Source organism: Nocardia sp. NPDC102475, from assembly GCF_055584605.1.
The window spans coordinates 98,671-108,155 of record NZ_JBVJLS010000024.1 but is presented as its reverse complement, the minus strand read 5'-3'; the positions used below and the strand labels follow the sequence as shown (position 1 = coordinate 108,155).

12 protein-coding genes are annotated in these 9,485 nt (G+C 61.0%); 6 read left to right on the top strand and 6 right to left on the bottom strand.

Features of this window, described 5'->3' with window-relative positions; translation table 11 throughout:
* Positions 1 to 142 precede the first annotated feature (142 nt).
* Complete coding sequence (locus ACZ60G_RS34380) at positions 143 to 484, bottom strand: hypothetical protein (RefSeq protein WP_465815418.1); 342 nt, start codon at positions 482 to 484, stop codon at positions 143 to 145.
* The gene (locus tag ACZ60G_RS34375) at positions 481 to 774 is read right to left on the bottom strand and encodes a hypothetical protein (RefSeq protein ID WP_465815417.1); all 294 of its coding nucleotides are present in this window, start codon (positions 772 to 774) and stop codon (positions 481 to 483) included. Before ACZ60G_RS34375 ends, ACZ60G_RS34380 begins: the two co-directional genes overlap by 4 nt.
* Before the next feature lie 314 nt (positions 775 to 1,088).
* Between ACZ60G_RS34375 and ACZ60G_RS34370 the strand changes: the two genes are divergently transcribed.
* Positions 1,089 to 2,465, top strand: coding sequence for a tetratricopeptide repeat protein (locus tag ACZ60G_RS34370; protein WP_465815416.1), 1,377 nt, complete (start codon positions 1,089 to 1,091; stop codon positions 2,463 to 2,465).
* A 306-nt stretch (positions 2,466 to 2,771) separates the two neighbouring features.
* On the opposite strand, the gene ACZ60G_RS34365 is transcribed toward ACZ60G_RS34370, so the two are convergent.
* A complete protein-coding gene (locus ACZ60G_RS34365; RefSeq protein ID WP_465815414.1) occupies positions 2,772 to 3,611 on the bottom strand; it encodes a helix-turn-helix domain-containing protein in 840 nt (279 codons plus the stop codon).
* On the bottom strand, positions 3,608 to 4,144 hold the full coding sequence (locus ACZ60G_RS34360; protein WP_465815413.1) for a DUF6879 family protein: 537 nt from the start codon (positions 4,142 to 4,144) through the stop codon (positions 3,608 to 3,610). Before ACZ60G_RS34360 ends, ACZ60G_RS34365 begins: the two co-directional genes overlap by 4 nt.
* A 529-nt stretch (positions 4,145 to 4,673) precedes the next feature.
* Between ACZ60G_RS34360 and ACZ60G_RS34355 the strand changes: the two genes are divergently transcribed.
* From ACZ60G_RS34355 to ACZ60G_RS34345, 3 genes are all read left to right on the top strand, one after another.
* On the top strand, positions 4,674 to 4,817 hold the full coding sequence (locus tag ACZ60G_RS34355; protein ID WP_465815411.1) for a hypothetical protein: 144 nt from the start codon (positions 4,674 to 4,676) through the stop codon (positions 4,815 to 4,817).
* A 352-nt stretch (positions 4,818 to 5,169) separates the two neighbouring features.
* Entirely contained in the window at positions 5,170 to 5,556 is a 387-nt protein-coding gene (locus ACZ60G_RS34350) for a hypothetical protein (protein WP_465815410.1), read from the top strand.
* 11 nt (positions 5,557 to 5,567) lie between these two features.
* Positions 5,568 to 5,813 (top strand): hypothetical protein, encoded by a 246-nt coding sequence (locus tag ACZ60G_RS34345; protein WP_465815409.1) that lies wholly within the window; start codon positions 5,568 to 5,570, stop codon positions 5,811 to 5,813.
* 150 nt (positions 5,814 to 5,963) lie between these two features.
* On the opposite strand, the gene ACZ60G_RS34340 is transcribed toward ACZ60G_RS34345, so the two are convergent.
* Positions 5,964 to 6,122, bottom strand: coding sequence for a BRO-N domain-containing protein (locus tag ACZ60G_RS34340; RefSeq protein WP_465815448.1), 159 nt, complete (start codon positions 6,120 to 6,122; stop codon positions 5,964 to 5,966).
* A 227-nt stretch (positions 6,123 to 6,349) separates the two neighbouring features.
* Here ACZ60G_RS34340 and ACZ60G_RS34335 point away from each other — a divergent pair, with 227 nt between their 5' ends.
* Together ACZ60G_RS34335 and ACZ60G_RS34330 are read left to right on the top strand one after the other, a co-directional pair.
* Positions 6,350 to 7,003, top strand: a complete 654-nt coding sequence (locus ACZ60G_RS34335; RefSeq protein ID WP_465815408.1) for a hypothetical protein — start codon at positions 6,350 to 6,352, stop codon at positions 7,001 to 7,003.
* A 178-nt stretch (positions 7,004 to 7,181) separates the two neighbouring features.
* Positions 7,182 to 8,777 carry a hypothetical protein gene (locus tag ACZ60G_RS34330; protein ID WP_465815406.1) on the top strand — a complete coding sequence of 532 codons (1,596 nt, stop codon included), beginning with the start codon at positions 7,182 to 7,184 and terminating at the stop codon, positions 8,775 to 8,777.
* Here the strand turns inward: ACZ60G_RS34330 and ACZ60G_RS34325 are convergent.
* Positions 8,774 to 9,439 carry a response regulator transcription factor gene (locus tag ACZ60G_RS34325; protein WP_465815405.1) on the bottom strand — a complete coding sequence of 222 codons (666 nt, stop codon included), beginning with the start codon at positions 9,437 to 9,439 and terminating at the stop codon, positions 8,774 to 8,776. The genes ACZ60G_RS34330 and ACZ60G_RS34325 overlap by 4 nt on opposite strands.
* Between the last annotated feature and the right edge of the window lie 46 nt (positions 9,440 to 9,485).

Genomic DNA, 9,485 nt, shown 5'->3' with positions numbered 1-9,485 from the left:
AATCAGCGGTAGACATCATCGTAGTTGCCTCAAATATATTGCTTACCAACATTATTCGAATGCGTTGGTCATCGAGTCGCCAGATTGCCTGCCAGCCGTCCATCTCGGTCCGATGTTCGCTCATCACGGACTCCCGGATCGCCTATACGTGGTCGCTGTCAACATCTGTACTTGGGACCGGTAGGCCCAGCTCAGTGAGTTTGTTCAGCACCTCATGCAAAGTTTGCACCGTCGGCCCGCCTTCCGCGCATACCCCGCGCTCCAGCGGCGGGAACCCGAGCCCCCGTGCCGCGGCCCGCTCACGCGGTGTCAATGATTGCGGTGCCAGCCGACCCGCATCGACCAGCGTGTAATAAGCCGCCGCCTTCCACGCGCACCGACCGATCCGACAGGTGCGATGCGCGCGCATCTGCTCATGCGCCAACTCGACATCGGCATTGCCGCAGACCTTCGGCGGCGTCACGATCGTGCCCTCGTTCATCATGCCACCCTCGTTTTGGCCGGAACCGGGGCCGCGACTCTCACCCATGTGGTTGCAGGACAGACGGTTTCGAGATCGAACTCCTCACACAATCGCGTCGGCTGATCGTCGACCTGAGTCAGGTCGTAGACAATAATCGCGGCCACATCGAGCCCGACCGCGATGTCGAGGACATACCCGATCGGATCGGGGACACCCTGGGAAGGCCGGACCATGTGTACGCACTGATAGCCCAACAACCGGGCGTGCCGCTGCACCGCGACCTCGTGCCGGGGTGCCGCTGGTCCTGACACATCACCCCGAACGAAGCCGACGGCTTTAGAACCAATAGAGCGCTCATCGAACCCCGTACCCCCGACCAGGCTACTCGTCATTCCGCGAATTTTGGTCGGTGCCAACCGAATCCTGCTGTGCCACATGGGATCAGGCCGTCCTTTCGTGAGTAGGTGTGTATTCAATGGAACAGGCTGGTCTCGTAGATTGCATCCGTTCGAGCAGGTGCGTTAAGTGCCGTTGGTGCCTACCGGATTCTGTCGGCCACCTTCGGCACCGAGGGCAACTAGACTGAGGTCTACTCTGTCTGCCCAGATGGAAGGCCGGTTGCGGAATGCGCCCAGCAGGCAACGAGACTCTGCGCACGCTGTTAGCCAAAGCCCACTGGAGTGCCGAGGTGTTGGCGAGGCGGCTCAATGCCACGGCAACCGAAATGGGCCGCGCCGATTTCGTAGATCCGAAGACGCCGTACAAATGGCTACGGGGAGTGCATCCACGCGCGCCGTGGCCGTCGCTTGTGGTGATGTTGCTTTCCCACGAGTTGGGTGAACAGATCACGCTCGATGACCTGGGCTGGCGGAGCGATGAATTGGTGATGTTTGTCCCTGCCGACTCCGGTCTTTCCCTGCCTTGGACCGTTGATGGCACATTTGTCGCAGTACGCGAGGTATCGGAGGTAAGCCTGGTGGATCGGCGTTCTTTTCTTTTGATATCCGGCGCTTCGCTCACTGCACCCGCTCACGAATGGCTGATAGCCCGACCAGCCGCAAATGTAGTCGGTCTGACTGGGCGTGCCCTGACAGCCGATGTAGTCGTCCACCTCGATGAAATTACCGGCCGACTCAGGCAGATGGATGATAAGCTCGGCGGCGGCTCACTCGTCGACCTTGTGCGTGCGCAAATCAACTACGTTGTCCACCTCCTACGTGAGTCACGATATAACGAGTCAATAGGTCGACGGCTTCATGCGACAGTCGCGGAGCTTCTTCGCTTGGCAGGCTGGATATCCTTTGATAATGGACGGCATGTGGATGCTCAGCGGTTCTTCATTGCCGCGCTACATGCCGCTCACACAGCCAAAGACCATGCCCTTGGTGCAAATATCCTTGGGTTTATGAGTTGTCAGGCAAAGGACCTCGGCCGCTACTCCGAGGCTGCGAAGTTTGCCGAGACGGCTCTAGCGGGTTACCGCGGAGGGAGTCCATCAGTCACGGCCATTTTGCACATGCGAGCCGCGCAGGCATATGCCAACTCGCGAGATGTTCTTGAATGCCGACAAGCAATCGACTGGGCTTACGAGGCGCTCAATGGTCAGCCGCCGCAGCATGGTCAGCCCGACTGGTGCTATTGGTTTGACGAGGCGCAGCTGAATGAACAGATTGGTTACTGCTACCTCAAGTTAGAGGATTGGTCGAAGGCGCGTGCGCATATGCGGCAGGCGGTCGAACTCCATACAGAGCCGGAGAGCCGAGAGGGCGCGCTTCGTCTGGTATTTCTGGCCGACACCTTTGCTCGCCAAGGTGAGGTTGAACAAGCATCCTCGGTTGGCGCACGGGCCGTTGAAATCCTTACAAGCCAAGTTGATTCCGCGCGATGCGTTGGGCATATTCGGGGTCTTGTCGAGACCCTGACCCCTTACCGGCGTATGGCAGCCGTGCGTGAATTCACGGCGCACGTGCAGGCCGAGTTCGCGAGCCAGTGGAATCCATAACTGAATCCCACTGGCAGGAATTCGACACTAGACAGGGTGCTTCGACCATAAGACACCGCGTGATCGATTATGGGGAGTCGGTCCCGGCTCGGGCCAGTGGTCCGTGTCGTGCTGCTCCATCACGTTGGAGATCGACGCTGAGTGCGGCGTCCATCGTGCATGGCGATTTCGTGCAGCTTCTGGAATGCGTCGTCGTAGACGGCGAGTTCGGATTGGAACATCTTTACCCATAACCAGCAATCCCGATGTCCTGTTTCGCGCGTCTACGGGCAAGCTGGGCGGCAATACGACCGTCCGCAGGCTAGATCAATTACCTGCCCGTATTTCTAACGCCTTGCGGATTAGGCTACGCGCAGCGTCACCGGTCACGGACTGACCGGCTAGCACGTCGAATGTCCGGCCGTACACGGCAGTCTCTCTAGGCTGGGTAATGGTCAACTCCGCCGCTGCGGTTTCCACCATCACCGTTTTGTCGTCAAACATGACAAAGTTAGTAACCTGCATCGGTAATTCTGCCGTCGCCGGAATAACGCAGAAAGCTACGCGAGGTAATCCGATAGCGGCAAGTAGCCGATCCAACTGCCCCAGCATGACGCCATCACCCCCGACAGTTGTGTATAACGCTTGCTCTGCCACGAGAATATGAAACCGACGTTCACCCCGGTATAGAAGTTGCTGTCTTTCCAGCCGCTTCGCTACACCGGCTTCTAAGTCGTCCGGTATCCGGTGAAACTCTATCGAGCGTTTCAGGATCGCTTGCGCGTATTCGGCCGTCTGCAAGATTCCAGGTATCAACGTCGGCTGATAAATCCGCATGAGTTTTGTTTTCTCAGCGAGTTGTACCGACATGTGCTGCCGTCGCTTGGTTCCCGCATTAAGCACCCGACGCCATTCGAGATATGCGGAGGCAATGTTTCTCGCTGTAGCGATTAGGTCAGGTACTTGATCCTGTGCGTCGGTGAGTTCGCACCATAGACGAATGTCCGGCTCAGACGGTTTTGTCTTGCCGTATTCGATTTTCGGGACACGGGTTTGATGCCAACCGGCCCTACGGGCTAGTTCGCTGCCGCTGAGCCCAGCACTGAGGCGCAGCTCTCTGAGCTGCGCCCCTAGCGCCTCCTGCTGTTGTTGAACCGAGTTTGTCACTGCCCGACGTTCACTGCCGAACTGATGTATTGACGATACGGAATCGACTGTTCCCACAACCGAGCTTGCACGGTTACGAGCGAGTCTGCGATACGAGGATCGGTAGTTACCGCTGCCCCGGCAGGCTTCCCGCTCTGATCAACCAGGTTGAATGCAATTTTCTGGCTGTCGAATATCCAGAAATCATCGGTAGGTACCTCTGTTGAATCGACCAGATGACGAGGTAGATATCGAATGTCTTCGCCAGCGTCTACGTTGGTTCCGGTTATGGATAGCAACCACCGGTGATAGTCGCTGTGCGGAACAGTGACAACCCTTACCCGGCTCACTGATACACCGCGCGCTGCGGTTTCTTCGACAAGATCGGTCCAAGCCCGTTTGCTGTACTCCTGCGGCGGCTCCCCGGCGAGAAATCTCCGGAACGGCTCCGATTCGCTTGGAACGGCGTAAGCGTCCCTCACTTCAAGGTGGAAAGCGGATTTCCGAGCTTGCCGAAATAGTTCGGGCCATGGGGTAGTTTTAATCAACTCCACCGTAGTAAGTCCTCCGTTTCTTCGGAACCTCGATAGCGGTTTCATCTTGCGCCAAGGTGAGTTGCGAGAGTACGTCTGGCTCGGTCACTGGCCGACCGCTGAGCCGGAATGTTCCCCGACCGGTGTCGCCCATGGCCGCACCGATGAAGGTATCGGGTTCGGCAAACCCGGTCAGTAAGTGCGGAATCTCCACTGTCCCAACGGTTTTGGTTTCCCAGCCTTGCACTAGGTACGTGTCTTGGTCGGTGGCGTACAACGTCGGGCAGTCTCCGTCGCCCGATCCACCCTTGCCCAGGAACCTTAGCCGCATGGTTTGGCCTCCTATTCGTGTTAGGCGCAACTATGCTCGCGCCGATACTCATGATGCCTGTACTTGGTGCGAGGGACCAGGCAAAGGCCGATTTCGGCATAGTTCGGCATAGTCATAGACGAGCTTGGTAGCCGGTTCGTAGCGTCTGAGCTGGCCCCCGTGGCATGTGACGCCAACCGGTCACGGGGTGCCTACCAACATCGGACTACAGGAGTCGAGATGGACAGGCGCACACGACTGTTCGTGTTCCCAGGTGGGTTGTTGGAGGTCTACGACAACGGGGACGACACCGACGACGGGTCGCTGTACCTCGAGTTGTTCCTATCTGACACTGAACAAGCCGCCGACCCCGAGGCTTCGTAATGCTCGGTTGGCATATCGGATTGGTCGTGGCGATCTGTATCCCGCTGGGCGTATTCGCCGTGGCGGTGTTCTGGCCTCAGCGGATACCGAAAGACAAGTCTGTACGAGCGGTCCGGGAACGGATCGAACGTGAAGACGCGGGGTTGTAGATGACTGAGGAAGACCTTCCGGAGCGTGATCCCGGTGCGAGATCGGGTCTGTTTTCTTCTCTCTGGCTTTGACGAGTGGGAGCCTCCACCGGCCGATCTTCTCGAGCGGGTTACGTCCGGACTGAAAGATTCGAATCCATCAAAATCGGGGGTTCCCTTTGAAGACCAATATTGCGCTTGTCTCTGCGGCCATGCTGATCGGCATGAGTCCAGCGGTTAATGGCACGGCCCACGCTGCCCGCAGTTGCGATTTCGAATTCACGCGCTCGGTGCCGACCGTGCTATCGCCCCAGATCACCGGGAACGGCATCGCGGCCTGTGACGTACCGCCAGACGAACACATAGTTGCCTTGGCGCTGGAGCATGAAGAGGGCGGCCGGTGGGAGGTTGCCTCGACGCGAACCGATTCGAGCATCCCGCCGCCGTATCGGGCCGGTGGACACACCTACACGGTGTCGGCCGCGTGCTACGCCGGGAGATGGCGCGTCAGCGTCGGCATACGAGGGAAGATCCAGGGTCGCCAGTTCACCTACGCCAACGCATCCGGCACGGTGGAGGTACCGACCTCGCAGTGTCACCCCCGATTCTGAAGGAGCCCAGAGTGTCTGCACCTGAACCGGTCGAGTACCCGATAGACCCGGAGAACCCTCCGGAGTTCCCTGGCAAGCTCCCGCGCGAGTTCTCGACTCCGTTGCGTGAACAGCTCCAGCAGATGGCTGAATCCGTGAATCCGTACCTCGGGCCGGAGCATCCGGTTATCCGGGCGCTCATCAATGCAGCGCACGAGATAACCGCCGTGACGTTCCCGAAGTTGAACGGGTACGCCGAGTACACCCCGGACGAGTGACCGGGGGCTAACCAAAATTCAGCGGACGCATAAGGCCACCCTTACAGGTGGCCTTCTGCTGTCCTGATGCGCCGATAAGGGTTGCCTAACCCGCTGGGCGGAGGCGATCAAAGCGGGGTAGCGCACGCTAACAACGCCAGGTAGACCGCCCTATGTTGAACATAGCCCGGTCTTGCGGATCGTAGGCAAGACCTCATCAGTAACCCATGCCTGGAATCGCTGAGCACCAGGGACGTTAGAGCGCATGATCAGGCGGTAGAGACCGGGCTCTGTGACAAGTGTGATACCACGTCCACCGGAAAAGCCCAGCTCAGACGCTATACCTGGAATCAGGGTATTGAACTGCCCTTCCAGCAGAAGGCGTTTAGCTTAGCTATTCGCGACTTGATTCGTGGTGCACAAGGTAGGGGTGAGCATCAGCGTGTGCATCAAATCTATTACGTACCAGCACTATTCAAATACATTCCGCATCGCGCTGCCATATCGACTGCCGTACCAGACAATTGGGTACAGATGAAGGTCTGCCGAAGGAAGTCATGAATAAGCGCAAACTCCTGCTGGTGTCATTGCTGTCCGTGCCGCTGTTGACAGCCGGTTGCTCGCACCAGAATTCGAAACCGATCTCCCAGGCAGTGCCGCATCCGCCGGCCGCGCACGAGGCCGCACGGGTGCCGGTCGGTCCGGGCCCGTCGGGGACCTATACGGTTCAGCCGCAACCGGCCGAGGGCAGCTGCCATTTCGGCAAGTCCGCCAGCGGTCAGCCGCTACCGGATTCGGCCTGTACCCCGGGCGCGACCAACCCCAAGGTCACCGCCGACACCTTGGGCAGCACCATTTGCGCCAGCGGCTACACGTCCTCGATCCGCCCGCCGGCCAACATCACCAACCGGGAAAAGGACGCCAACGCCAAGTCCTATGGGTACACCGGCTCTCTGCACGACGCCGAATACGACCACCTGGTCTCGCTGGAACTCGGCGGCGACCCCAACGACCCGCGCAACCTGTGGGTGGAGCCGCCCTCCCCCGACCACAAGCCCGGTGCCGGACCCAACAACCCGAAGGACACCGTCGAGAACCAGCTGCATTCGCTGGTCTGCTCGGGCAAGGTGGCACTGACCGACGCCCAGGACGCCATCGTCGCCGACTGGACCACCGCCCTCGCCACCGTCGGCCATCCCGACGGAAAGTAGTGGCGCGCGGTCGATAGCGAGTCGCACGCCGATGGAGCTCTTTTTTCAGGGACGGTTAAGCCCCGAGCTTTCGTGAATCGCGTAACTCGGCGCTGTGCCAGGATAGGAACGGTAATAGGCTCGGGCACTGTGCGTGTGTTCTCATGTGCGGTGCGCAGATGAGGGAGATTGCGGCGACGTGACCACACCTGATGGCGAAGCATCCGGCGATAAGTCGAATGAAGAGCCGACCCCGAATCACGAGCAGCGCGCGGCCGTACCGGATGGCGACGCGGAGTTCATGGCCGAGTTCATGAAGGCCTTCGATGCGGCCGACGCCAACCCAACCGACGAAGAGGACGCCCCCGATATCGGCTTCACCGTCGACGAACCGGTGGACGTCGCCGACCGAGCCAAACAGCTCATGCACCGGATCGCCCGCGCGCTCGCGGCCGGTGGCCCACCGGGCTGGCGGCGCCTGGAGGCCGTCTTCGCGATGACCACGAGCACCGAAATCGGGTTGGTGACCTTCGCCGATGACGAGCAGCGCGAGGCGCAGGTCCAGCCTGCCGATGATGTGGTCGAACTGGTCCGCGAACAGCGCCATCTCTCTGCTCAATTGAGCGATGGCCCCTGGTGGCGGCTGTTGATCGAGTTGGCGAGCACCGGCGAGATCGAGGTCGATTACGACTACGGTGACGAGCCCTTCCCGGACGATCACCTATTCCTTCCCGAGGTCTATCTCGCGGATTTGCAGGCGTATCCGCGCGACCGGCTCCCGGTTTGGCTCGCGGCCTATATCGGCCACGGTGACCGGCAATCGCGCCCGGCGGCCGCGGCGGCCGCGGCGGCCAGGGCCGACCGGGAGACCGGTGTGCGCCCGGTGCTGTCCGAGCGGGACTTTCCGGCCTTCCCGGTGCTGTCAGCCCGCTGGGCGATTATCGCGGCTGCTTTCGTGGCCGCCGGATCACAGTGGGGGCCAAGGGTTTTGCCCGCTTTGGGCTGGTTCGAAGGTTCGAAACGCAGCGGGTCGACCCTGTATGCCCTGCCTGGTGGTCGCGCGGTGCTGTCCGGTGGCGTGTGGAATGCGCCCGAACTCGATGCGGTCTACAACGGCGCGACGCCGATGCCCGCACTGTTCGCCGGCGCCCCGGAGTGGGTCGCCAATCCGGTGTTGAATCCGCGCGCGGCCAGCGGGCTGTTGTCGTTCTGCTACTGGTGGGACGGCGGTCGGTGGTATCGCGGCGAGTCGCCGACCGCGGACCGGCTCAGCGAGGCGGTACCCGGCATCTGGACCTCCGATACGGTGGCCGGCGTGGTCGCGGGGTTGGTCGCGGAGCAGCCGAGCGATGGGCAGCGCGCTGCGGTGGCGAATCTGGTGTCGGCGGCGGAAATCGGTGTGGTGACCCGGGATACGCTTGTCGAGGTCTTCGGCGACGACGGCACCTTCGATATCGACAGCGCCCTCTATCAGCTCACGCTGGCCGGTGTGACGATCACCTTGCCGGAGCCCATCTCGCGAGCCGCCGCGATGGCCCAGGTCCGCCAGTTCATTCTGGATCAGAATATGGACACCACCGGCTATCCGCTGGAAGATCTGCGCGCAGACCGGATCAGCGTCGGCTGGATGGTGTACGTGCCGACCGAACCCGGTGAGATCTCGATCGGGCGCGCGATCTTCTATGTCGCCGATGACGGTGTGCTGGAACAATCTTCGTCATCGGTGGCGCCGTCGGTCTATGCCGCTGAGTTCGAGCAGCGCTTCCAGCAGCGGCACGGTTCGGTGCAGACCTAGGATCCGTCGGTGCGCCAGCGATAGCCGAAACCGCGGATGGTGGTGATCAAACCGGGCCGGTCGAGTTTCGCGCGCAATCCCGCCATATGCACATCCAGTGCCCGCGATACCGATGCCGATGAGTCGCCCCAGATGCGGTCCATCAACTCTTGCCTGCTTACGGCGGTATCGGGCCGCTCCGCCAGGATCCGAACCAGCTGGAACTCCTTGTGGGTCAGCATGATCGGCACCCCGGCCACCTCGACCTGCCGAGCCATCAGATCCACCCGAACATCTTGGGAGACAACCGCTTCCATGGGCGAGGTGTGGATAACGACGCGACGGGTGACCGTCTCCAGCCGCGCGACCAGCTCCGCGATGCGCGGCGGTTTCACCAGGTAGTCGTCCGCGCCGGAGCGCAGCGCGAGCACCACCGCGCGCTCACCGGCCCGGGCGGTGAGGATCAGCACGGGGACCGAGCTGACTTCACGCAGCCGCCGCAACACCTCCAGCCCGTCCATATCCGGTAGTCCGAGATCGAGGATCACCGCGTCGTAGTCGCGGTGGGTGCGCAGTAGGTCCGCGCCGCGCCGCTTGCGGTCGACGAGGTAGCCCCGAGCAGTGAGCGCGGCCTGCAGCGCTTCCCCGACTCCGTCATCGTCTTCCACCAGCACAAGCCGCACGCGCCGATCCTTGCAAAGCGAAGGTTCGACGCGCAGCCGTTTGCGG